The following is a 22116-nucleotide window of genomic DNA, read 5'->3' on the forward strand; positions in this document are numbered from 1 at the left end:
TTCACGGGCCGCACCTTGATCTTCACGCACAAGCCCGTCGCGGGCGACACCCAGACGGTGCTGGAGCGCCGCTACCTCGAATTGCAGGAGCCGATCCCCGAGGACACGGTCTGGCTCGACCTCGTGCGCCCGACGCGGGAAGAGGAGGTGAAGGTCGAATCCTTCCTCGGCATCACCGTGCCGACGCGCGAGGAAATGAAGGACATCGAGCCCTCCGAACTGCTCTACGTCGAGGCCGGCGCCCGCTACATGACGGGCCGCGTGCTCTCCCGCGTCAGCGATTCCGAGGAGCCGGGCTTGGCCGGCATCACCTTCATCCTGCGCGACAACCGGCTCATCACCGTGCGCTATGAGGAGCCGCAGGCGTTCCGGATGTACACCCAGCGCGCCGGCCGGGCGACGGGCAACGGGCCGTCGCGCTCGGTCTCGGGCGAATCGATCCTGGCCGGGCTGATCGAGGCGGTGATCGACCGCGCCGCCGACGTGCTCCAGCTGCAAGGCGAGCGCATCGACCGCCTCTCGCGAAAGATCTTCGAGGACAAGGGCGACCCGTCCTCGCGCAACAACGCGCTGCAGGACACGCTGCGGGCGCTCGGGCGGCACGGCGACCTGATCTCGAAGCAGCGCGAGAGCCTGGTCTCGATGGAGCGCATCCTGCTCTCGCTCTCGGCGACCTACCGCACGGCCAAGGCCCCGCGCGAGCTGCGCGAGGACGTGCGCTCGACGCTGCGCGACCTGCAATCGCTCGAAGAGCACGCGACCTTCATCTCGGCCAAGATCCAGTTCCTGCTCGACGCCACGCTCGGCCTGGTGAACCTGGAGCAGAACAACATCATCAAGCTGTTCTCGGTCATGGCGGTGGTGTTCATGCCCCCCACCCTGATCGCCTCGATCTACGGCATGAACTTCAAGACCATGCCGGAACTCGACTGGCATTTCGGCTATCCCGCCGCGGTCGGCATGATGGTGGTGGCCGCGGTGCTGCCCTACGTGTTCTTTCGCTGGAAGAAGTGGCTGTAGGGGCGCGCGGTCGTCCCTGGCCGTTCGCAGTCGATCGCTTCGGTTCGGCCCCCGCCGCCGTCATCGCGAGGCGAGGCCGAAACCATCGAGCGGAGACCGAATACGGAATCCGCCCGCCGGACGCACACCGGTCACTTCTGCAGCGGCACGCCCTTGGTGGTGAAGCGCTGTCCGCCGCCTGGGCGATACTCGGGCCGCGGCTGGCCCCGCCCCTTGTTAGGCCCCTTGCCGGACCCCTTGTTAGGCCCCTTGCCCAGGCCCGTGCCCGGCGGCTGCGAGAACGGCACGAGTTGGTCCGGCCGCGGGCCGATGAGGTCGGCCCGGCCCATTTCCCGCAACGCCTCGCGCAGCAGCGGCCAGTTCTCGGGGTCGTGGTAGCGCAGGAAGGCCTTGTGGAGGCGCCGCTGCCGCAGTCCCTTGATCGCCTCCACCGGCTCGCTGCCGCCGCGCCGCACGCCTTTCAGCGTGTTGACCTCGGTGTGGTACATCGCCGTGGCGGTGGCCATCGGCGAGGGCAGGAAGGTCTGCACCTGATCGGCGCGGTAGTCGTTCTTCTTGAGCCAGAGCGCGAGGTGCAGCATGTCCTCGTCGGTCGTGCCGGGATGGGCCGCGATGAAGTACGGGATCAGGTAGTACTTCTTGCCCGCCTGCTTGGCGGCCTCGTCGAACATTTCCTTGAAGCGGTCGTAGGTGCCTATCCCCGGCTTCATCATCAGGTCGAGGGGCCCGCGCTCGGTGTGCTCGGGCGCGATCTTCAGGCGGCCGCCGACATGGTGCGTCACCAGTTCCTTGACGTATTCGGGGCTGCGCACCGCGAGGTCGTAGCGCACGCCCGAGGCCACCATCACCTTCTTGACGCCCTTGACCTCGCGCACCTTGCGGTAGAGCCGGATCAGGTCGTCGTGCGAGGTGTTCAGGTTCGGGCAGATGTCCGGGAAGACGCAGGACGGCAGCCGGCAGGCCGCCTCGATCTTCGGATCCTTGCAGGCCATCCGGTACATGTTGGCGGTCGGCCCGCCGACATCGGAGATCACGCCGGTGAAGCCCGGCGTCTTGTCGCGGATGCGCTCGATCTCGCGCAGGATCGAGCCCTCCGAGCGGTTCTGGATGACGCGGCCCTCGTGCTCGGTGATGGAGCAGAAGGTGCAGCCGCCGAAGCAGCCGCGCATGATCGTCACCGAGAACTTGATCATGTCCCAGGCGGGAATCTTGGCGTCGCCGTAGAATGGATGCGGGGCGCGGGCGTAGGGCAGGTCGTAGACCGCATCCATCTCCTCGCTGGAGAGCGGGATCGGCGGCGGATTCAGCCACAGGTCGCGGTCGCCGTGGCGTTGGACGAGCGGGCGCGCATTGCCGGGATTGGCCTCCCGGTGCAGCACTCGGCTTGCGCGGGCATAGGCCTCCTTGTCGTCCTTCACCACCTCGTAGGCGGGAAGGCGGATCACCGTGTCGCCGGGCTTGCGGGCGGCGGCCTCGTCGGTGGAATCGAGGTCGTCGGCGGGCAGCTCGGTGTAGTGCTCGGGCACGCGGCGGAACAGGGCGACGCCGCGGACGGAGTCGAGCTGGTGCGGCGCCTCGCCGGCCGCCAGGCGGTTGGCCACCTCGACCACCGCGCGCTCGGCATTGCCGTAGAGGAGCAGATCCGCCTTCGCGTCGGCCAGGATCGAGCGGCGCACCTTGTCCGACCAGTAATCGTAATGCGCGATGCGGCGCAGCGAGGCCTCGATGCCGCCGAGCACGACCGGCACGTCCTTGTAGGCCTCGCGGCAGCGCTGCGTGTAGACGATGGTGCAGCGGTCCGGGCGCTTCCCGCCTTCCCCGCCCGCCGTGTAGGCGTCGTCGTGGCGCAAGCGGCGGTCCGCCGTGTAGCGGTTCACCATCGAATCGAGGTTGCCGCCGGTGACGCCGAAGAAGAGCCGCGGCCGGCCCAGCGCCTTGAACGGCTCGGCCGAATGCCAGTCGGGCTGCGCGATGATGCCGACCCGGAATCCCTGCGCTTCGAGCAGCCGGCCGATGATGGCCATGCCGAAGCTCGGATGATCGACGTAGGCGTCGCCCGTCACCAGCACGATGTCGCAGGCGTCCCAGCCGAGCGCCAGCATCTCGGCGCGGCTCATCGGCAGGAACGGCGCTGCCTTGCCGGCAGGCGGCGGTTTGCAGGCGAGGGGGGCCAGGGCGCCCTCAAAAGACCGCTCGGTCGAAGCTCGGAGTTCCATGGGGCCTACGCATAGGCCGCCCGGACCGAGACCTCAACAAAGGACGGGACGCGCGAGGGCTGCGAATTCGGGTGAACGCCGCGCATCACGGATCGATTCCGGGTTCCACTGCACGGCCCCGGACTGACGGGAAGCGGCACCCGCCTCATCCGGCTTCCGGCTGATCCGTTCGGCTCTGCCCATTCTCTTCCGGCATCGCGAGGCGATGACGGAAGAGAGATCGAGCCAAACGATCTCAGGCCGTATCACAGGGGAAACCGCACTCCGGTGAGCGTCTCCGACAGCGCCCAGAGCCGCGCGGCGGCGGCGCGGTCGAGGGCTTGGGCGGCGATCGAGGCGGGCCTGGGGTAGCCGCGCACTTCCCCGAACCCGTCCGGCCCGTAATAGCCGCCGCGCTCCGCCTCCGGCGCGGTGGCGGCATAGAGGATCGGCAGGGCGCCCTGCGCCGCCGGCTGGCCGATCAGCGAGAAGATGATCCGCCCCGCCCCCTGCTGGAACGCGCCCGCCCGGTCGCCCCGGCGGAACACCTCGGTGACGGCGAATCCGGGATGCGCCGCGAGGGCGGCGATGCCCGAGCCCGACACCTTCAGCCGCCGGTCGAGTTCGAGGGAAAACATCAGCAGCGCCAGTTTGCTCTGCCGGTAGGCAGGCTGCGATCCGTAGGTCTCGCGCCAATGCGGGTCGTCGAACCGGATCGCGCCGCTGCGATGGGCGAGGCTCGCCACCGACACTACCCGCGCCGAGGGGCTCAGAGCCGGCAGGAGCAGCCCGGTGAGCGCGAAATGGCCGAGATAGTTCGTGGCGAGCTGCCGCTCGAACCCGTCCACGCTCTCCTCGCGCTGGGGCACTGCGGCAATGCCGGCATTGAGCACGAGCCGGTCGATCGGCGCCTCCGCCGGCCAGTCTCGGGCGAAGGCGCGCACGGAGGCGAGCGAGGCGGTGTCGATCGGGCGCACGGACAGCTCGGCCCCGGGATGCTCCCGCCGGATCGCCGCGGCGGCGCGCTCCCCCTTCTCGGGATCGCGCACCGCCAGCACCACCGCCGCCCCGGCCCCGGCCAGCGCCCGTGCCGTCTCGAACCCGAGCCCGGCGCTGCCGCCCGTCACCACGGCGCGGCGGGCGGCCTGGGAGGGGATGTCGGCGACGGTCCAGCGTTGTCTCGCCATCGGGGTTCACGATCCTCATGGGCTACGAGTCGGAGGCGGCCGAGGGGAAACCGCCCCCGGTCCCGGCAGTTCGGCCTCGCTGTCGATCGCGGACGGATCGGCTCTCACACACGCCGGCTCAGCCCTTGTGAGGCCGGTCACACCCCGGAAGCGGCCGCTTCATACCACTTTTGGAAACGATACGTTTCAATCGTTTCTAATTTTCAAACGGGCCGCGGAGGTCCATTGTCTCACCGTCGAGCAACGGTCGCGGCGGTCCGAACCGGACGACGCTTCGGCCCCTCCATGGTCGAGGAGAGAGAATCATGGCCACGGTCACCACCCAGGACGGCACCGAGATCTACTACAAGGATTGGGGCCCGAGGGACGCGCAGCCGATCATGTTCCATCACGGCTGGCCCCTCTCGTCGGACGACTGGGACGCGCAGATGCTGTTCTTCGTCAGCCACGGTTTCCGCGTGGTGGCTCATGACCGGCGCGGCCACGGCCGTTCGGCCCAGGTCTCCGAGGGCCACGACATGGACCATTACGCCGCCGACGCCGCGGCGGTCGCCGAGGCGCTCGACCTGAGAAACGCCGTCCATATCGGCCACTCCACCGGCGGCGGCGAGGTCGCGCGCTACGTCGCCCACCACGGCGAGCCGCAGGGGCGCGTGGCCAAGGCGGTGCTGGTGAGCGCCGTGCCGCCGCTGATGCTGAAGACCGAGACCAACCCGGAGGGCCTGCCGCTCGCCGTGTTCGACGGCTTCCGCAAGGCCTTGGCCGACAACCGCGCCCAGTTCTTCCTCGATGTTCCGGCCGGCCCGTTCTACGGCTTCAACCGCGACGGCGCGACGGTCCTTGAGGGCGTGATCCGCAACTGGTGGCGGCAGGGCATGATGGGTTCGGCCAAGGCGCATTACGAGGGCATCAAGGCCTTCTCGGAAACCGACCAGACCGAGGATCTGCGGGCGATCTCGGTGCCGACGCTCGTGCTCCACGGCGAGGACGACCAGATCGTGCCGATCGTCGCCGCCGCGCACAAGACGATCAAGCTTTTGCGCAACGGCACTCTGAAGACCTATCCGGGCCTGTCGCACGGCATGCTCACCCTCAACGCGGACCGGCTCAACGCCGACCTCCTCGCCTTCATCCGCGGCTGAGCGGGCGGCCGGCCGCCGGACCTCCGCACTCGGGTCGACGAACGATACGCGAACGCTGTGACAACGTTCAACGCTGGTCATTCCGGGGCGCCGGAGGCGAACCCGGAATCCATGACGGGCCGCGACACCCTGTCCACCCGCGCATCACAGGTGGATTCCGGGGTCCGCTGCGCGGCCCCGGAATGACGGTGAACGCTGCGGGTGGTGCGGCGCATCGGCCGTTGAGAGTGCCTCATAAAATCCCGGGCACTGACCGTTCTCCTTCTGCCGAGGAAAGCGCAGTGGGAGGTTTGTGACAGACACGTCACCCGGTTCGGAGCCCTGCCCAAAACCACCTCGGCGATCAACCAAACCGCGCTATAAGCCCGCCATGGCCTCCGACCACAGACCGCTTGCCCTCACCCTCGGCGATCCCTCCGGCATCGGCCCGGAAATCGCGCTCGCCGCGTGGCGGCTGCGGGGCGAGCGCGGGGTGCCGCCGTTCCAGATCGTCGGCGACCCCGAATTCCTGGAAGCCACCGCCTACCGGCTCGGCCTGTCGGTGCCGGTGGCCGAGGTCGAGCCCGACGACGCCTGCGAGGTGTTTGCGCGGGCCCTGCCGGTCCTGCCGCTGCCGAGCGGCGCCAAGGTGATCGCCACGCCCGGCGCGCCGAATTCGGCCCATGCCGGCGCCATCGTCGAGTCGATCACCGCCGCCGTGGATCTGGTGCGCTCCGGCGCGGCCTCGGCCGTGGTGACGAACCCCATCGCCAAGTTCGTGCTGACGCGGGTCGGCTTCGCTCATCCGGGGCATACCGAGTTCCTGGCCGCGCTCGCCGCCAAGGAGGGGCGCGAGCCGCCGCTGCCGGTGATGATGCTGTGGAGCGACACGCTGGCCGTGGTGCCGGTGACGATCCACGTTGCGCTGCGCCGCGTGCCGGACCTGCTGACCCAGGATCTGGTCGAGCGCACCACCCGCATCGTCCATGCCGACCTGCGCGCCCGCTTCGGCCTCGAACAGCCGCGCCTCGTCCTGTCGGGCCTCAACCCGCATGCGGGCGAATCCGGCACCATGGGCACCGAGGATCGCGACGTGCTGGCGCCCGCCGTCGCGGTCTTGCGCAGCGAGGGCATCGACATCCGCGGCCCCCTGCCGGCCGACACCCTGTTCCACGAGCGGGCGCGGGCGACCTACGATGTGGCCCTCACCCCGACCCACGATCAGGCGCTGATCCCGATCAAGACGCTCGCCTTCGACGAGGGCGTGAACGTTACACTGGGATTGCCCTTCGTGCGCACCTCGCCCGACCACGGCACCGCCTTCGACATCGCCGGCAAAGGCGTGGCCAAGCCCGACAGCCTGATCGCGGCCCTGCGGCTGGCGCAGCGCCTCGCGCAGCGGCCGGCCAACACCGTCCTGCCCTTTCCCGCCCGCGCCTGAACCCGCCGCCGATGACCCTTGACGCGTTGAGCGCCGACGGCCTGCCTCCGCTCCGCGAGGTGGTGCGGCGGCACGGGCTGGAGCCGAAGAAGGCGCTCGGCCAGAACTTCCTGTTCGATCTCAATCTCACCGGCCGCATCGCCCGCTCGGCGGGCGCGCTCGAGGGCGTCACGGTGGTGGAGGTCGGCCCCGGCCCCGGCGGCTTGACCCGTGCGCTGCTGGCGGCCGGCGCGAAGCGCGTTGTGGCGATCGAGCGCGACCCCCGCGCGCTGCCCGCGCTGGCCGAGATCGCCGCGCATTATCCGGGAAAGCTCGACGTGATCGACGCCGACGCGGTCGGCTTCGACCCGCGCCCGCTCGTCGGCGACGGGCCGGTGCGGATCGTGGCCAATCTCCCCTACAACGTCGCCACCGTGCTGCTCACCGGCTGGCTCGGGGCCGACACGCGGGATGAGGCACGGGACGAGACTTGGCCGCCGTGGTGGGAATCGGCGACGCTGATGTTCCAGCGCGAGGTGGCCGAGCGCATCGTCGCCGACGAGTCGGACCGGGCCAATTACGGACGGCTCGGGGTTCTGTGCGGCTGGCGCACGCAGGCGACCATCCTGTTCGACGTGGCGCCGTCCGCCTTCGTGCCGCCGCCGAAGGTCACCTCCAGCATCGTCCACCTGCGCCCGCGGCCCGAGCCGCTGCCCTGCCGGATCGCCGATCTCGAGAGGGTGACCCGCGCCGCCTTCGGCCAGCGCCGCAAAATGCTGCGCCAGAGCCTGAAGGCCGCCACCCCCGACCCCGCCCGCCTGCTCGCCGCGGCGGGCCTCCCGGAGACGGCGCGGGCGGAGGAGATTCCGGTTGCAGGGTTCGTGGCGCTGGCCCGCGCGCTGGAGGCAGAGGGATCGTGAAAGCGCTCCGTGACGGAGCCTCCCGTGTCGAGCGACGTCATTTTACAGCGTTGGCGGCCATCCGGAGAGTGGGGGCGGGTTCCGCGTCCGACAGAGCCGTCACCGGATCGGCCCGGACTTCGTCTGCGGCGGCAGGGAGGAGGCCGTCATGATGAGAGAGACGCCCCCGGTCCGGGGCAGAGCCACGGACAGCGCGAAGAGCCGGCTTTCCCCCTTGCCGTCCGGCAGGTGGACGCGGAAGAACACCTGCCGCCCCGGCTGCCCGCCCAGCTCGGCGGGTTCGTCCCGTTCCGTCTCGACTTTCACCCCCGGCCGACGCAACCCCGTCATGGTCTGGCGGAACCGCTCAGTGGACTCCTCCACATCCACGAAAGGGGCCATGAGTTGGCACCGCACGCCCGCATCGCGGATCACCACGAGCATGGGCTGTGTCGCGTCGGTCCAACGCCACACCTGCCCTGGCTCCCCGATCGGCAGGCGGGCTGCAGCCTGGGCTGCGGCCTTCGGCGGGGCCGGGTCGAAGCCGTGTTCCTCCAAAGCCCGTCCCATACCGGCGCGATCTCCGAACCGCTCGACGCAGACCTGACTGAACAGCTCGTTGGCCGTACGAGAGATGCCGGGGCGGTCCAGGCGCCCCGCAGACTGCATCTGCGCCTGCGCGGATACCGCCGTCATCGACAGGAGCATGAGGCTCACCGCGATTTTTGTCATACGCGTCATCCCGATGTCTCACGCCGCAGCGTCGGAGAACAAGAGCTCGTAACCTGGGCTGCGGTGCGCCAGCAACGATTCGCGGCAGGTCGCTCCCGAAGTAAACGCCCCGTTCCGCAAGGCCATGGAACGGCGGTCGGCTTTGTCACGGCAGGACCGCTCCCCACCCCAGGCGGACCCTTCAACAAGGCGGCGACCGATCACCCCATGATGGCGGAAGCCCGATGACAGAAGGCTCTGTTCAGCCCCCGTGCGACCCTCGACGAGGGTAGGTCTCGGCGCCCGGTGATCCGCGGGGTGACAGGGCCAGATCTCGCGCCTGGGGCGCATCTATCGGAGCTTCATCAGATCGTCGATCGCGCGCTCGACCTTCAGCCGCGCCCCGTAATGGATCATGTGGCCGAGGCCGGGCAGGAGGCGCAGGGTGCTGCCGGGGATCGTCGTGTGCAGCCGCACCGATTGCTCGCTTGTCTTGACGATCGCGTCCGCATCCCCAGCGAGGATCGAGACCGGCAGCGTCAGACCGGCATAGCGGCGCTGGAGCCCGGTGACGGCAGCGTTCATCGAGGCGGCGTCCTCCGACACCGCCCGCGCCTGCGTCGCCGCCGCCGCGATCTCGACGGGGAAGCGCGCCTTGAACCGGGCCGGCACGGCCTGCGGCCAGAACACCTGTCGGAACGACTGCTCGGTGAGCGCCGCGCTCATCTTCGCAGGCATCAGCGCGCGGGCCGCGTCGCCGAAGCCCGGCACGGCGAGCGGCGCGATCAGGGCCGCGTCGGCACGGCGCCCCGGAAAGTACGAGCCCGAGAGCAGCACGAGCCCGCGCAAGGGCCGCCGCCCGTCGGCCGCGAGCGCCAGGGCGACGATCGTACCCCAGGAATGCCCGACGACGAGCGGGCGCTCGACCTCGAGCTGTTCCAGCACCCGGTGCAGCAGCACGGCCTGGGCTTGCGCCGTCCAGACGCGGTGGCGGGGGCGGGCGGTGTAGCCGAAGCCGGGCCGGTCGAGGGCGATGACCCGGTAGCGCGCCGCCAGCCGGTCGATCAGGCCGGAGATCGCGAAATCCTCGGCCATGGTGCCGTTGCCGTGGACCAGCACCACCGGCCGCCCGCGTCCGCGCAGGATGCAGTGAACGGGCAGGCCGTCGACCGTGACGAACTGGCCGGGCGGCTTGCGGACGATGTCGGGTCCGGTCGAGCCCCTTACCGCCTCGACCACTTTCTCGGTGTGACGGACCGTCCGCTTCACCGATCGGGCCGTCGCCTTCCGCGTCTCGCGGATCGCCTGTTCGGTCGAGCGGGTCACGGCCTTGGTGACGGCTTTGGCCGTGCTCTCGATCGAGCGCGTCACGTGTCGCGTCGTCCGGTCGAGGCTCCGGCGCACACGGCGCCGGGTCTGGCGGGATGAGTCGAAGGGAAACACGGCGCCTCTCGGGGCAGCGGGCCGGCGCGACCTTTAGGGCTGCGGATCCCGCGTCATCGTCGGGGCGACACTAGCGAGTTTCGACCGCACTGCACAACCACGACTGGAAACGGAACGCCCCCTCCAGTGGCGCCGCCCGTGACCCTCAATGCGTCGGCAGCGAGGCCTCCGGCTTGTCGTGCCGGCCGAAGCGCTCGACCAGGGTGGCGCTGGCCTCGTTGAGGCCGACCACCTCGACGGCTTTGCCGTTGGCGCGGGCCTTCATCACCACGCGGTCGAGGGCGCCCACCGCCGAGATGTCCCAGAAATGCGCCGCATGGACATCGATGACGAGGCGCTCCACCGGCTCGCGGACATCGATCGTATCGGTGAAGGTGCCGGCGGAGGCGAAGAACACCTGGCCCGAGACCCGGTAGGTGCGGGTGCGCCCGTCCGGCGACAGCTCGGCGGTGATCCGGCTCATCCGCGCGACCTTTCCAGCGAAGAACACGCCCGAGAGCAGCACGCCGACCAGCACGCCGATGGCCAGATCCCGTGTGGCGACCACCACCGCGACGGTGGCGAGCATCACCAGGGAGGAGGGCAGCGGGTTGGTGCGCAAGTCCAGAAGCGAGCGCCAGGAAAAGGTGTTCAAGGAGACCATGATCATCACCGCCGTCAGCGCCGCAACGGGGACGATGGCCAGCAGGTCCTGCAGCAGCACCAGCAGCACGAGGAGGAAGCCGCCCGCCACCAGCGTCGAGAGCCGACCGCGGGCGCCCGACGACACGTTGATGACCGATTGCCCGATCATGGCGCAGCCGCCCATGCCGCCGAACACGGCCGAACTCATGTTGGCGAGTCCCTGGCCCATGCATTCCCGGTTCTTGGAACTGCCGGTATCGGTCATGTCGTCGACGATCTGCGCGGTGAGCAGGCTCTCCAGCAGGCCGACCGCGGCGAGCGTCGCGGAATAGGGCAGGATGATCCGCAGGGTCTCGAAGGTGAGCGGCACGTCGGGCAGAGAGAAGCTCGGCAGGGCCTTGGGCAGTTCGCCGAGATGGGCGACGGTGCGCACGTCGAGCCCGAGCCAGGCGGTGAGCGCGGTGAGTACGGCGATGGCCACCAGCGGCGAGGGCACCACGCGGGTGAGTCTCGGGAAGCCGTAGATGATGGCGAGCCCCAACGCGATCAGCCCGTAGGTGGCAGGGGTCACGCCAGTGAGTTCGGGGAGCTGCGCCAGAAAGATCAGGATCGCCAGCGCGTTGACGAAACCCGTCATCACCGAGCGCGAGACGAAGCGCATCAGCCGCCCGAGCCTCGCCAGCCCGGCGAGGATCTGGAACACGCCCATCAGGATCGTGGCGGCGAACAGGTACTGGACGCCATGGTCGCGCACGAGATCGACCATCACGACCGCCGTGGCGGCGGTGGCGGCCGAGATCATCGCCGGGCGTCCGCCAGCGAAGGCGATGACGCACGCGATGACGACCGAGGCGTAGAGACCGACCTTGGGATCGACCCCGGCGATCACCGAGAAGCCGATCGCCTCCGGGATCAGGGCGAGGGCGACGACGATGCCGGAGAGGATGTCGGCCCAGGGTGAGCCGAACCAAGACGCAGCGAACCGCCCGCGGGCGGTCGTGGAAATCGATGACATTGAAGAGAATCCGCAGAGGGACGCGGGCTCCGCCGACGATGCGGGGAGGGAAACGAGCGTCGCGAATGCGTGGTCCGGCGGATCGGCGGCCGGAAGAGCCACCCGGGCTTGCACCGGGTCCGAGCGATTGCGGTGAGGTTTACGGCGCGTTGCGTTGCAGCGCAATACGGACGCTCACCGCAAAAAACTCACCGCCACCGGCACGAGAATCGCCGTCAGGAAGGCGTTCAGCCCCATGGCGATGCCGGCAAACGTGCCGGCGACTTCGCTGACCTGGAAGGCGCGGGCGGTGCCGAGGCCGTGGGCGGCCAGCCCCGCCGCGAAGCCGCGGGCGCGCATGTCCTCGATGCGTAGGGTCCGCATCAGCGGCGTGACGATCACGGCGCCGGCCATGCCGGTCAGCATCACCAGCACGGCGGCGAGCGTCGGGTCGCCGCCGAGCGCCTCGACGATGCCCATGGCGACGCCGGTGGTCACGGATTTCGGGGCCAGGGCGAGGCGCACGTCGTCGGGGATGCCGGCGAGCCGGGCGAAGACGAGGGCCGAGGTCATCGCCGTGACGCAGCCGACGGCCAGCGCGGCCAGCATCGGCAGCAGCGCGCGCATCACCGTCGCCCGGCGCTCGTAGAGGGGTACGGCGAGCGCCACGGTCGCCGGCCCGAGCAGAAAGTGCACGAACTGCGCGCCCTCGAAATAGGCGCGGTAGGGCGTGCCGGTGAGCGTCAGCACGAGGCCGATCATCCAGATCGCGTGGATCACCGGGTTGGCGAGCGGGTGGCGCCCCGCCGCCTGGAAGACGCGGTCGGCCACCGCGTAGGCCAGCAGCGTCACCGTGAGCCACAGGAGCGGCGTGTGGCTGAGATAGACCCAGAGGGCGAACTCGCCCGTCATCGGCGGTCCAGCATCCGCGAGACGCCGACGAAGGTGAGCACGGTCGCCGCCAGCGTCAGGGTCACGGAGACGAGGAGAACGACGGCAAGCGCGAACCCGTGGCTCGCCAGCACGTCGAGCCGGCCGACGATGCCGACCCCGGCGGGCACGAACAGGATCGAGAGATGCGCCAGCATCCCCTTGGCCGTGCCCTCCAACCCGCCATCGACCAAGGGCGGCGGCAGACAGCGGGTCGAGGCCGGCCGCGTCCGGTCGCGCAGCACCAGGAAGCCGAGGAGCAGCGCCATGCCGATCACCGGCCCCGGCACCGGCAGGCCGGCGGTGCGGGCCGCCACCTCGCCCAGAAGCTGGGCGAGCAGGATCAGGGTCAGGCTGACGATCATTGAAGCGTCCGGGGTCCCAAGGGGATCATCCCCTTGGCGGGGTGTCGGGGCAGCGCCCCGATCATCCTCCCGGGCTCTGCCCTGGACCCGCGAAAGGACTTGCCCTTTCGAAACCCGTGATCGGCCTTCACGCGCCGGCGGGCTCGCGGAAGGCGCGGGTGCGGGCGGCAGCGATGCCGGCCTCGTCGAAGCCGAGCAGCTTGCCGAGGCGCCAGACCAGCGCCTCCTCGAATTCGTGCACCTCGCCGTCCGAGCCGGCCACCGACCACGCCATGGCGAGCAGCCGCTCCCGCTCCTCCGGGCTGCTGCCGTCGCTGCCGATCAGCTCGACGAGACTCGTCATGTCGCGGGTCTGCGTCTCGAAGGCGGCGGCGCGCTCGATCAGGCTCGCGGCCTCCGCGTCGCTCTCGGCGTAGCGGCGGCGCACGAGCCGCACCAGCCGCTCGGCCTCCGCCGGGTCGAGCACGCCGTCGGCGCGGGCGACGTGAACGAGCAGGGCGGTCGCCGCGAGATGCTCCTCGCTGCCGTCCGGCACCGTCTCGGCCGGGGTCGGCAGGCCGAAGGCCGAGGAGGCGTAGGAGAAGAGCCGCTGAAGAAGGGCCATGTCCGTTCCTGTCCGATTTTGCGCGCCACCGTCGGGGGCGTGCCGGGCACAGGTCAAGCGAGGAGCGGGCAGGGGTGGCGCCCGCCGCGCCGTTTCGCGGGCGGCGTGGCCCGGCTGCACCGAGACGAATCCCGACGCGCGGCCCTCAGCGCACCGAGGCGATGCCGTCGGCGGTGGCCGAGGTGCTGACGTTCTGGCGCAGATCCGCCTCGCCCAGCGTCTTCAACTCCAGGCGCAGCAGCACGGTCTGGTTGCGCTCGCGCACGCCGATCGCGGTGGCGATGGGCGAGACGATGTAGTTGAGCGAGACCGTGGTGCACTCGTCCTGATAGCCGCCGCCGAGGCTCATGCCGGAGAGATAGGCCTTGCCCGGATTGTTGTAGATCGGCGCCAGGCCGACCGGGTTGGCGAGGTAGGCGGTGTAGTAGTCGGTGAAGGTGTCGCGCGTGTCGAGATAGTGGGTGAGGTCGACGAGCGCCGAGCCGGTGACGAACCAGTTCGGGGTGATGCGGTAGGTGGCCGACGCCGTCACGCCCTCGCGGCGATGGGGAAAGCCCAGGGCTGGCTGCGCCTCGTAGGTGGAGTAGAACACCGAGGTCTCGAGCGGCAGGAACGGCGCGAAGCGCGCGGTCAGGCCGGCCTCGAACCGGTTCACGGCGAAGTCGCGCTGGTCGAAGCGGGCGCGGGCGATGAAGCTGATGTTCTGGTTGGGCGAGAGCTGGAAGCGGCTGACGAAGTCCGAGCGGCGGTTCTCCAAGCCGGAATCGAGGCCGACATTGGCCAGATCGCCGCGGCGGAACGAGTTCACGCCCGCGATCTGGATCGACTCGCCGAACATCAGGTTGGCGTACCAGCCGGTCGGGGTCACGACGGAGTACTGCGCGCCGAGATTGGCCCGCACGCCGCCCTCGACCCGGTCCCATCCGGAGAACTTGTCCCACTGGAACAGGGAGGTGTCGTCGAAGACGAGGCTCTGCGCGTCCTCGTTCGGCAGCCGGCCAATCCGGGTCTCCGAGGGGCGGGCGATCACCTGCGCGATCGGCTCCAGGGTGTGGACGCCGAGCCCGCCGAAATCGGCGACGAACGGATAGCGGTAATCGAGGCCGATCGCCGGCATGACGCGGCCGGAGAAGCCGTCATCGACGGTGGTGATGGTGTTCACCAGCGCGTTCTGGAAGCCCGAGCGGCTCGGATTCACGAAGAAGGCGTCGGTGCGCAGGTAGGCGAACGGGGTGAAGACCTGACCGATCTCGTCGATGAAGCTGCGCCGCCAGGAGACCTGGGCCGAGAGCCGCGTGTCGAGGCCGCCGAGGCCGCGCACGATGCAGCGGTCGCGCACGAAGGTGGTGCAGGTCTCGTAGAGCGGGTAGCTGATCCCGTTGACGCTCGGCGCGAACAGGTAGCTGCCGGTGCGCGGGATGCCCTGGAAGTCGGTCGCCTCGCGCGAGAGGCTCGTGACGTTGGCCTCGAACCGCACTTCGCCGCCGAGCTTGCCCGGCCCGTCGATGCGCTTGTCGTAGTCGATCACCGGCAGGACGACGGGCTGCTCCTTCTGCCAGTCGAAGCTCGACAGGGCCTTGAAGTAGTAACCGCGCGCCTCGAACCAGGAGCGGTCGCCCTGGCCGATCAGGTAGGCGGACGAGACCGCCTCGCGGAAATAGTCGGTGGTGATGCTCTGATTGCGGATGCGGTAATTATCGAGGAACCACTTGTCGGTCACGCCGACGAGGTCCCAGCCCGTGCGCCAGTGCTCGTTGATGAAGAAGCGCCCGCGCGACTCGACCGAGCCGCGGAACTCGCGGTCGGCCGCCCCCAGCGGCCCCGGCAGGAAGGCCGAGGGCGTCGTCTGGAAGATGCCCGAGAGGCGCAGATTGTAACTGCCGTTGTCGAGCCGCTGGCGGAACTCGGCCTGGCCCAGCACGCCCTGGCGCGAGACGAAGGCGGGCGAGACCGTCAGGTCGTAGCTCGGATCGAGGTTGAAGAAGTAGGGCGTCGCCACGCCGGTGCCGATCGCCGTCGAGGTGATGAAGCGCGGCGTCAGGAAGCCGGACTTGCGCTTCACCGTCGGGTCGGCGGATTCGAAATAGGGCAGGTAGGCGACCGGAATGCCACCGAGTTCGAGGGTCGAATCCTCGTAAGCGATGGTGTGGGTCTCATTGTTGTGGATGATCTTGGCCGCCTTGATCTGCCACAGCGGCGGCGTCTCAGGACGGTCCTTGCACGGCTCGCAGGCGGTGTAGGTGGCGTAGTCGAAGCTCGACTGCTCGCCCGCGATTCGCTCCGCCCGCGGGGCGGAGATGCGGGTGCGCACCGTCTCGCCCTTGAGCTGGACCGTCTGCTGGATGCGCAGCGCGTCGACGAAGCCGTTCTTGAAGTCGTCGGTCAGCTCCATCCGCTCGCCGGTGACCAGCGCCCCGGTCTCGTCGGTGAGGCGGACATTGCCCTCGGCGAAGACCCGGCTGGTGCCGCGGTCGTAGCGCACCCGGTCGGCCTGGAGCGTGCGCGCGCCGTAATGCAGCTCGGCATTGCCGCGGGCGGTCACCGTGTTGCGGTCGTTGTCGTAGATCAGCTCGTCGGCCTCGACGAGCAGGCGCTGGCCCTTCTCGTCTCCCTTGGAGCCGGCGAGCTTTTCGAGTCCGGCCTGGGCATGCGCGCGCGGCGCGGCGAGCCCGTAGGCTGCCGTCAGCAGTGCGGCCATGGAGACCGTGATCGCGATGTCGGCGACCTTACGCAACGCGTCCCTCGAACCCTGTGCAGCCCCCTGCACGACGACCCAGACAGTCCCTGGCCAGACAGCCCCTTGCACGACCGAACCCGTCCCCACCCGGAGCACCGCGCATCAGCCGTCCTCCTGGTAGAGAAGCGTGAGCGTACCGAGGAGACTCCCTACCACGGCGGGGAACCACGCCGCCACTGTCGGCGCGACCATTCCCGACGCGCCCAGGCCCTCCATGACCTGCTGCACGACGTAGAGAACGAAGCCCGCGCTCACCCCGCCGAGCACGAGTTTCCCGACGCCACCAAAGCGGAAGAATCTTAAGGAAACCGTTGCCGCCACGAGAACCATCGCGAGGTAGAGCAGGGGCGTTGCCAGCAGCACATCGTACTGGAGGCGGTAGCGCGTGGCATCCAGCCCGGCCCGCTCGTGGCGCGCGATGGTCTCGGGAAGTTGCCAGAAGGGCACAGATTCCGGGGGAGTGAAGCGCTGGCGGATCTGGCTCGGATCGAGCGTCGAGGCGACGAGGTAGACCTCGTGGCTCTCGGGCGGTTCGTCGCGTGTGAGAACGCGCACGTCGCGCAATTCCCACCAGCCGTCGTGCAGGATCGCCTGCGCCGCCTCGACCTGGGCGGTGAAGGCGCCCGCGCCGTCGAACTGGAACACGGTGACGCCGGCCAGCGTCGTGGTGCCCTCGATCGCCGTCTCGGCGCGGATGATCGCCTGCCCGTCGACGCTGCGCTGGCGCAGCCACAGGTCCTTGCCGGTGCCGGCCTTGGTCGCCTTGGCGAAGATCTTCGCCTCGATCTCGCTGGAGCGCTGCTTGAGCGCAGCGGACAGGGGATTGTACGCGCCGATGGCCAGCGCGCCGATCGCCAGCGCCACGAAGGCGCCGGGCTGGAGGAACTGCCAGGCCGAGATGCCGGCGGCCCGCGCCACCACGAGTTCGAGCTTGCGCGAGAGCTGGAGCAGGGCGGCCATGGAGCCGAACAACACGGCGAACGGCAGCACGCTCTCGGCCACCGCCGGCGTCCGGTAGAGCGCGAGCTGCGCCATCAGCCCCGGCGAGGCGCCCTCGGCGTCGCCGGCGCGCCGCAGAAGCTCGACGAAGTCGAGGGTGTAGACCAGGGCGAAGACCGTGAGAAACACGCCGAGGATGGTGCGCACGAAGCGCCACGCGAAGTAGCGGCCGAGGGTCGCGCCGATCAGCATGATCGTTCCCTCAGGCGCGCCCGGCCGCCGGGCGCCGCCGCAGGCTCCCCGCGAGCCGCCGCCCGAACCGGCCGAGCCCCTCGTTCATCGCCCGCACCCGGGCGCCGCCGAAGATCAGCAGGCAGGAGAGGGCGATGGCGCCGAGCGGTGCGGCGTAGATCGCCACCACCGCGCCGGGGCTGCGCACGGCGGCGCTGCTCGCGGCAAAGCCCGCGATGCGTAAGCCTACGACGCCGAGCACGGCGCCGGCCACGGCCATGCCCCGGCCCTGGCGCGTGGTGCGCGGATCGCCGAGAGCGGCGAACGCGATGAAGGCGAGCGCCAGCGGGTAGAGCCAGGCGGAGAGCCGGTCATGCAACTCGGCCCGGAAGCGGCCCTTCTGCAGGCGGTAATAGCCCTCGCTCGTATCGGGGAAGAGCAGGGCCAGGGTCGAGCGCTCGCGCGGCTTGTAGATCGTCTCGGAATCCGGGGGCGTGAAGGCGGCGAGATCGACGGCGTAGCGCTCGTAGCTCACGATCGAGGAATCGCGGCTGTCCTTCTGCTGACGGTGGATGCTGCCCTTCTCCAGGACGAGGTAGGTCTGCCCGTCGACATCCGCCACGCGCCCGCGCTCGGCGAGGTAGACCACCGCCTTGCCGGCCTCGCGCTTGTCCTGGATGAACAGGCCCTGGAGCGAACCGTCGGCGCCGCGCTCGCGGAAATGGAAGGTGATGCCGTTGTCGAGGGACGTGAACTGGCCCTCCTTGACGACGTTGGCGACGAAGTCGCCGCGCACCCGCGTCAGCACGTCGCGCAGCTCCTGGAACGAGGAGGGCATGACCTGGATCGTCAGGAAGGCGACCACGACACTGACGGCGAAGGCGAGCGTCGCGAAGGGCCGCAGCAACTGGCGCGGCGGCATGCCGGCGGCCGACATCACGATGAGTTCGGAATCGCCGTTGAGCTTATTGAGCGCGTAGACGCAGGCGATGAACAGCGCGACCGGCGCGATCACCGTGATCAGCGTCGGCAGCGACAGCGCGGTGATGAACAGGAAGACGAGGAGCGTCTGCCCCTTGGCCGTGACGAGGTCGAGTTCGCGCAGGGCCTGCGTCACCCAGATCGTGCCGGTGAGGCCGATCAGGCAGGTGAGGAAGGCCCCGAGCGCGATCCTGAATATGTAGCGCTCGATCTGCGTCATCCGCGCTGCCCGAATCCGTCCTTCATCCACGTGCCGTGAGCGGCACCCCGTGCAAGGGACAGGACGCCGAGACTGCCGGCTTCGGGCGCCCGGAATGAGGCCGTTTCGCGGCGACGGGATCCGAGGGACGGAAGAGGGCGGGGAACGCCTCAGGCCGCCTCGGGCTGCGAGCGAATGACGGAGACGGTCATCCGAAGATCGAGGGCGCGCAGCACGCCGAGCACCGTGGACAGACCCGGATTGCCGGTCTCGGACAGGGCCTTGTACAGGCTTTCGCGCCCAAGGCCCGCCCTCTCGGCGATCCCGGCCATGCTCCGGGAGCGGGCAATGGTCCCGAGCGCCCGGCGAAACTCGACCTCGTCGCCGTCCTCCAAAACTTCGGTAAGGTAGGCCGCGGCGTCCTCGGGCGTGCGGATGTAGTTGGCGATGTCGAATGGCTTCGTCGGCGTTGCTGCCGGCGCGTCGGAATGCGTCATGACCTCCTCCTCAGACTGTCCGAGCGAGCGCTTTGGCCCGCGCGATATCGCGGGTCTGCGTATCCTTGTCCCCACCGCACAGCAGCACGACGATGGTCCCGTCGGTCCGCTCGACGAAATAGACACGGTAGCCCGGTCCAAAATCGATTTTCATTTCATGAACGCCTTCCCCCACCGACCTGACCACGCCCGGATTGCCCTGCTGAAGACGGTCGATCCGAGTCAGGATCTTGGTTCGACCCATTCGATCCCGCAGCCGGAGAAGCCAAGCGTCGAAGATATCGGTGGTAAGGATCTGCGGCACGCGATTTGTATCCCACAGGATACAGCAATGGGGAAGGTCTGTTCGTGAGCGAAGACATCCGACGGCGTGGGCAGGCCTGCCTCGTCGGAGCTTGCCACGGCCGGAAGCGAGACCGGGGCATGTCGACGGCACCCGTCCCCCGACAGCAGCAAAATATCGAGGCCGCCCTCGAACGCGGGCTGACGGACGTGCGGGCCGGCCTTGTCGTCCCGGTGGCCAAAGCCTTCATCCGCCTGCGGCGAGCGATCGGGCTGCCGGGTTGAGCGGCCTCGCCCGCGACCCGCCCCCGCGTTGCGTTCTGCGCCTCACCGGGTACACAGGTTCGCCGGCTGTCGCGGGGCCCGCGGCACGCCGCCGGAATGCGGGTGGAAAGCGAAGAGCATCATGGCCGGTGGGATCGAAATCGCCTTTGAGCCGCTGTCGTCGCGCGGTGCCGGGGGCGACCTCGTGGTGTTCGTGGGCGACGACCTTGCCTTGTCGGGGGCTGCGGCGGAAATCCTGGGCCGGCCGGGCGCCGAGCTGGTCGCCCGCGCCGCGGCAAGCGAGCGCTTCAAGGGCAAGGCGCAGTCGGCGCTGGTCCTTCCGGCCCCGGCGGGCGTGGAGGCCGACCGCCTCGTGGTGATCGGCCTCGGTTCGGAGAAGGACCGGGCCAAGATCGACTGGACCGTGCTCGGCGGCTTCACCGCGGGCAAGGTCGGCGGGCGCACGGCCAAAGTCGTGCTCGATTGGCAAGGCTTTGCCGGCAGCGCCCGGGACGCCGCCGACTTCACGCTCGGCGCGCGCCTGCGCAGCTACCGCTTCGACGCGTACAAGACCAAGAAGAAGGACGAGGACGAGGCGGGAGCCGCGCTGACCCTTCTGGTCGCCGACCCGTCCGCGGCGCGGGCCGCCGCGGGCGCCGCCGAGGCGGTGGCCGAGGGCGTGATCCTGGCCCGCAACCTCGTCAACGAGCCACCGAACGTCCTCTACCCCGAGGAATATGCCCGCCGCGTCTCCGAGCTGACGCGCCTCGGCGTCGAGGTCGAGATCCTCGACGTGGCGCGGATGCGCGAACTCGGCATGGGCGCACTGCTGGCGGTGGCGCAGGGCTCGGCCCGCGAGCCGCGGGTGGCGATCATGCGCTGGAACGGGGCGGACGACGCCTCCGAGCCGCCGCTGGCGCTGATCGGCAAGGGCGTGGTGTTCGATTCCGGCGGCGTCTCGATCAAGTCGGCCGGCGGCATGGAGGACATGAAGGGCGACATGGGCGGCTCGGCCGCCGTCGTCGGCACCCTGCACGCGCTGGCCTCGCGCAAGGCCAAGGCGAACGTGGTCGGCGCCATCGGCATCGTCGAGAACATGCCCGACGGCAATTCCTACCGCCCCTCCGACATCGTCACCTCGCTCTCCGGGCAGACCATCGAGGTCATCAACACCGACGCCGAAGGCCGCCTCGTGCTCGCCGACGTGCTCTGGCACGTCCAGGCGACCTACAAGCCCAAGGCGATGATCGATCTGGCCACGCTCACCGGCGCGATCATCGTCGCGCTCGGCCAGGACATCGCCGGCCTGTTCTCCAACGACGACGCGCTCTCGGCCCAGATCACCGCTTCCGGTGAGGCGGCAGGCGAGCGGGTGTGGCGGATGCCACTCATCCCGGCCTACGACAAGGCGATCGACTCGAAGTTCGCCGACATGAAGAACACCGGCGGGCGCCACGGCGGCGCGGCGACGGCGGCCGCCTTCCTCAAGCGCTACGTCAACGACGTGCCGTGGGCGCATCTCGACATCGCCGGCGTCGCCATGGCCTCCACCGCCTCCGAGATCAACCGGAGCTGGGGCGCGGGCTGGGGCGTGCGCCTGCTCGACCGGCTCGTGCGCGAACACTACGAGCGGTGAGCCGCACGGCCGCGCGCTCCGCCGGGGCGGGGGCCGAACCGGCGTCGCAGCGCGGCGCCTGGGCGATCGCCGCAGCGCCGCTGCTGGCGGCGCTCACCGCCCTGTTCGCCGTGTTCCTCACCGGCTTCGATCAACGCAGCGCGATGCCGCCGGACGTGGCGGCGCGCTTCTACGGCTTCTTCCTCGACCGCTACCCGCTCTTCGCCTTCGCGCTGGTCTACGGCCTCGTCCGCATCCTGGCCGTGATGCTGGCGCCGGGCTCGGCCTCGCCGGTCCGGCGGCTCGTCGGTGGAGGGCTCGGCCTCGCCCTGGTGCTGGGGCTGAGCCTGCACCCGACCTTCGGCGGCTTCGTGTTGCGGGCGGGCTTCGCCACCGGCAGCGGCGCCTTCCTCAACGGCACGCCGATGGCGCTCGCCTACGCGATGGGGGCGGGCGCCGCCGCGGGCCTGTTCGGCCTCGCCATGGGGCTCGGTGCGCGGCTTGCCGGCCGATCCGGTCCGGCGCGCGCCGGCAGCCGCCGGCGCCGGGCCGGACAAGCGCTGCTCGGGGCTCTCATGGGCTTTCTCGCCCTGTGGTTCGCCGCCGCCATGATCGGGCTGGCCCGCGATGCCGGGTTCGGCCCCTGGCCGCGCCGCCCGCTCGATGCCCGCGACCTCGTCATCGCCGCCCTGCTGCTGACGGGCGCCGCACTGCCGCACGTGGCCCTCGTGGCCGCGCGCCTGCGACGGACAGTCCATGCGATGTCTCCGGCAAGGCGGGACGGCGCGGCTTGATCGAACGCGCCGGAAACGCTTAAGCCACAACGGGAAGCGGCGCCGCCGACGAGTGGCGGTCCTC

Annotated in this window: 20 protein-coding genes and 1 other annotated feature; of the genes, 7 read left to right on the top strand and 13 right to left on the bottom strand. The window is 69.9% G+C overall.

Annotated features, from left to right (window positions below; genetic code table 11):
* Positions 1-15: 15 nt before the first annotated feature.
* A complete protein-coding gene (locus tag LPC10_RS17955; protein ID WP_017484493.1) occupies positions 16-1020 on the top strand; it encodes a magnesium transporter CorA family protein in 1005 nt (334 codons plus the stop codon).
* A gap of 131 nt (positions 1021-1151) precedes the next feature.
* On the opposite strand, the gene LPC10_RS17960 is transcribed toward LPC10_RS17955, so the two are convergent.
* Together LPC10_RS17960 and LPC10_RS17965 are read right to left on the bottom strand one after the other, a co-directional pair.
* A complete protein-coding gene (locus LPC10_RS17960) occupies positions 1152-3236 on the bottom strand; it encodes a YgiQ family radical SAM protein (protein WP_231343783.1) in 2085 nt (694 codons plus the stop codon).
* A 245-nt stretch (positions 3237-3481) separates the two neighbouring features.
* Positions 3482-4402 carry an oxidoreductase gene (locus LPC10_RS17965; protein WP_231343784.1) on the bottom strand — a complete coding sequence of 307 codons (921 nt, stop codon included), beginning with the start codon at positions 4400-4402 and terminating at the stop codon, positions 3482-3484.
* Positions 4403-4707: 305 nt separating this feature from the next.
* Here LPC10_RS17965 and LPC10_RS17970 point away from each other — a divergent pair, with 305 nt between their 5' ends.
* From LPC10_RS17970 to rsmA, 3 genes are all read left to right on the top strand, one after another.
* Positions 4708-5544, top strand: a complete 837-nt coding sequence (locus LPC10_RS17970) for an alpha/beta fold hydrolase (protein WP_231343785.1) — start codon at positions 4708-4710, stop codon at positions 5542-5544.
* Between the two features lie 370 nt (positions 5545-5914).
* Positions 5915-6964: a 4-hydroxythreonine-4-phosphate dehydrogenase PdxA gene (pdxA, locus tag LPC10_RS17975; RefSeq protein ID WP_231343786.1), complete on the top strand. Its 1050-nt coding sequence runs from the start codon at positions 5915-5917 to the stop codon at positions 6962-6964.
* An 11-nt stretch (positions 6965-6975) separates the two neighbouring features.
* Positions 6976-7863, top strand: coding sequence for a 16S rRNA (adenine(1518)-N(6)/adenine(1519)-N(6))-dimethyltransferase RsmA (gene rsmA / locus LPC10_RS17980; protein ID WP_231343787.1), 888 nt, complete (start codon positions 6976-6978; stop codon positions 7861-7863).
* A 99-nt stretch (positions 7864-7962) separates the two neighbouring features.
* Here rsmA and LPC10_RS17985 read toward each other — a convergent pair whose 3' ends face one another.
* The 11 genes from LPC10_RS17985 to LPC10_RS18035 form a co-directional block, all read right to left on the bottom strand.
* Entirely contained in the window at positions 7963-8574 is a 612-nt protein-coding gene (locus LPC10_RS17985) for a DUF1795 domain-containing protein (RefSeq protein WP_231343788.1), read from the bottom strand.
* 330 nt (positions 8575-8904) lie between these two features.
* Positions 8905-9996: an alpha/beta fold hydrolase gene (locus LPC10_RS17990; RefSeq protein ID WP_231343789.1), complete on the bottom strand. Its 1092-nt coding sequence runs from the start codon at positions 9994-9996 to the stop codon at positions 8905-8907.
* A 145-nt stretch (positions 9997-10141) separates the two neighbouring features.
* Positions 10142-11635, bottom strand: coding sequence for a SulP family inorganic anion transporter (locus tag LPC10_RS17995; protein ID WP_231343790.1), 1494 nt, complete (start codon positions 11633-11635; stop codon positions 10142-10144).
* A 68-nt stretch (positions 11636-11703) separates the two neighbouring features.
* Positions 11704-11759, bottom strand: a sequence feature (sul1 is cis-regulatory element that is thought to sense ions involved in sulfur or methionine metabolism; They are found in Alphaproteobacteria).
* A gap of 50 nt (positions 11760-11809) precedes the next feature.
* Complete coding sequence (locus tag LPC10_RS18000) at positions 11810-12526, bottom strand: LrgB family protein (RefSeq protein ID WP_231343791.1); 717 nt, start codon at positions 12524-12526, stop codon at positions 11810-11812.
* Positions 12523-12909, bottom strand: a complete 387-nt coding sequence (locus LPC10_RS18005; protein WP_231343792.1) for a CidA/LrgA family protein — start codon at positions 12907-12909, stop codon at positions 12523-12525. The genes LPC10_RS18000 and LPC10_RS18005 overlap by 4 nt, the downstream gene beginning before the upstream one ends.
* 127 nt (positions 12910-13036) lie before the next feature.
* A complete protein-coding gene (locus tag LPC10_RS18010) occupies positions 13037-13513 on the bottom strand; it encodes a TerB family tellurite resistance protein (protein ID WP_231343793.1) in 477 nt (158 codons plus the stop codon).
* 145 nt (positions 13514-13658) lie between these two features.
* On the bottom strand, positions 13659-16247 hold the full coding sequence (locus tag LPC10_RS18015) for an LPS-assembly protein LptD (RefSeq protein WP_231343794.1): 2589 nt from the start codon (positions 16245-16247) through the stop codon (positions 13659-13661).
* Between the two features lie 105 nt (positions 16248-16352).
* Positions 16353-17441, bottom strand: a complete 1089-nt coding sequence (gene lptG, locus LPC10_RS18020) for an LPS export ABC transporter permease LptG (RefSeq protein ID WP_108941498.1) — start codon at positions 17439-17441, stop codon at positions 16353-16355.
* 10 nt (positions 17442-17451) lie between these two features.
* Positions 17452-18621 carry an LPS export ABC transporter permease LptF gene (gene lptF / locus LPC10_RS18025; protein WP_231343795.1) on the bottom strand — a complete coding sequence of 390 codons (1170 nt, stop codon included), beginning with the start codon at positions 18619-18621 and terminating at the stop codon, positions 17452-17454.
* A 149-nt stretch (positions 18622-18770) separates the two neighbouring features.
* On the bottom strand, positions 18771-19097 hold the full coding sequence (locus LPC10_RS18030; protein WP_231343796.1) for an addiction module antidote protein: 327 nt from the start codon (positions 19095-19097) through the stop codon (positions 18771-18773).
* 10 nt (positions 19098-19107) lie between these two features.
* Complete coding sequence (locus tag LPC10_RS18035; protein ID WP_231343797.1) at positions 19108-19401, bottom strand: type II toxin-antitoxin system RelE/ParE family toxin; 294 nt, start codon at positions 19399-19401, stop codon at positions 19108-19110.
* A gap of 119 nt (positions 19402-19520) precedes the next feature.
* Here LPC10_RS18035 and LPC10_RS18040 point away from each other — a divergent pair, with 119 nt between their 5' ends.
* The 3 genes from LPC10_RS18040 to LPC10_RS18050 all read left to right on the top strand — a co-directional run bounded on the left by LPC10_RS18040 (position 19521) and on the right by LPC10_RS18050 (position 22052).
* Positions 19521-19664, top strand: coding sequence for a hypothetical protein (locus LPC10_RS18040; protein ID WP_231343798.1), 144 nt, complete (start codon positions 19521-19523; stop codon positions 19662-19664).
* Between the two features lie 121 nt (positions 19665-19785).
* Positions 19786-21279 carry a leucyl aminopeptidase gene (locus LPC10_RS18045; RefSeq protein WP_231343799.1) on the top strand — a complete coding sequence of 498 codons (1494 nt, stop codon included), beginning with the start codon at positions 19786-19788 and terminating at the stop codon, positions 21277-21279.
* Complete coding sequence (locus tag LPC10_RS18050) at positions 21276-22052, top strand: hypothetical protein (protein ID WP_231343800.1); 777 nt, start codon at positions 21276-21278, stop codon at positions 22050-22052. Before LPC10_RS18045 ends, LPC10_RS18050 begins: the two co-directional genes overlap by 4 nt.
* Positions 22053-22116 lie beyond the last annotated feature (64 nt).

The organism is Methylorubrum sp. B1-46 (assembly GCF_021117295.1).
Lineage (GTDB): Bacteria > Pseudomonadota > Alphaproteobacteria > Rhizobiales > Beijerinckiaceae > Methylobacterium.

Bases quoted from the DNA above. Each gene is read 5' to 3' on its own strand.
- rsmA (WP_231343787.1), top strand. From the start codon at position 6,976: ATGACCCTTGACGCGTTGAGCGCCGACGGCCTGCCTCCGCTCCGCGAG.
- LPC10_RS17970 (WP_231343785.1), top strand. From the start codon at position 4,708: ATGGCCACGGTCACCACCCAGGACGGCACCGAGATCTACTACAAGGAT.
- lptG (WP_108941498.1), bottom strand. From the start codon at position 17,441: ATGCTGATCGGCGCGACCCTCGGCCGCTACTTCGCGTGGCGCTTCGTG.
- LPC10_RS18000 (WP_231343791.1), bottom strand. From the start codon at position 12,526: ATGACGGGCGAGTTCGCCCTCTGGGTCTATCTCAGCCACACGCCGCTC.
- LPC10_RS18005 (WP_231343792.1), bottom strand. From the start codon at position 12,909: ATGATCGTCAGCCTGACCCTGATCCTGCTCGCCCAGCTTCTGGGCGAG.
- LPC10_RS17965 (WP_231343784.1), bottom strand. From the start codon at position 4,402: ATGGCGAGACAACGCTGGACCGTCGCCGACATCCCCTCCCAGGCCGCC.
- LPC10_RS18040 (WP_231343798.1), top strand. From the start codon at position 19,521: ATGTCGACGGCACCCGTCCCCCGACAGCAGCAAAATATCGAGGCCGCC.
- pdxA (WP_231343786.1), top strand. From the start codon at position 5,915: ATGGCCTCCGACCACAGACCGCTTGCCCTCACCCTCGGCGATCCCTCC.
- LPC10_RS18030 (WP_231343796.1), bottom strand. From the start codon at position 19,097: ATGACGCATTCCGACGCGCCGGCAGCAACGCCGACGAAGCCATTCGAC.
- LPC10_RS17995 (WP_231343790.1), bottom strand. From the start codon at position 11,635: ATGTCATCGATTTCCACGACCGCCCGCGGGCGGTTCGCTGCGTCTTGG.
- lptF (WP_231343795.1), bottom strand. From the start codon at position 18,621: ATGACGCAGATCGAGCGCTACATATTCAGGATCGCGCTCGGGGCCTTC.
- LPC10_RS17985 (WP_231343788.1), bottom strand. From the start codon at position 8,574: ATGACAAAAATCGCGGTGAGCCTCATGCTCCTGTCGATGACGGCGGTA.
- LPC10_RS18045 (WP_231343799.1), top strand. From the start codon at position 19,786: ATGGCCGGTGGGATCGAAATCGCCTTTGAGCCGCTGTCGTCGCGCGGT.
- LPC10_RS17960 (WP_231343783.1), bottom strand. From the start codon at position 3,236: ATGGAACTCCGAGCTTCGACCGAGCGGTCTTTTGAGGGCGCCCTGGCC.
- LPC10_RS18010 (WP_231343793.1), bottom strand. From the start codon at position 13,513: ATGGCCCTTCTTCAGCGGCTCTTCTCCTACGCCTCCTCGGCCTTCGGC.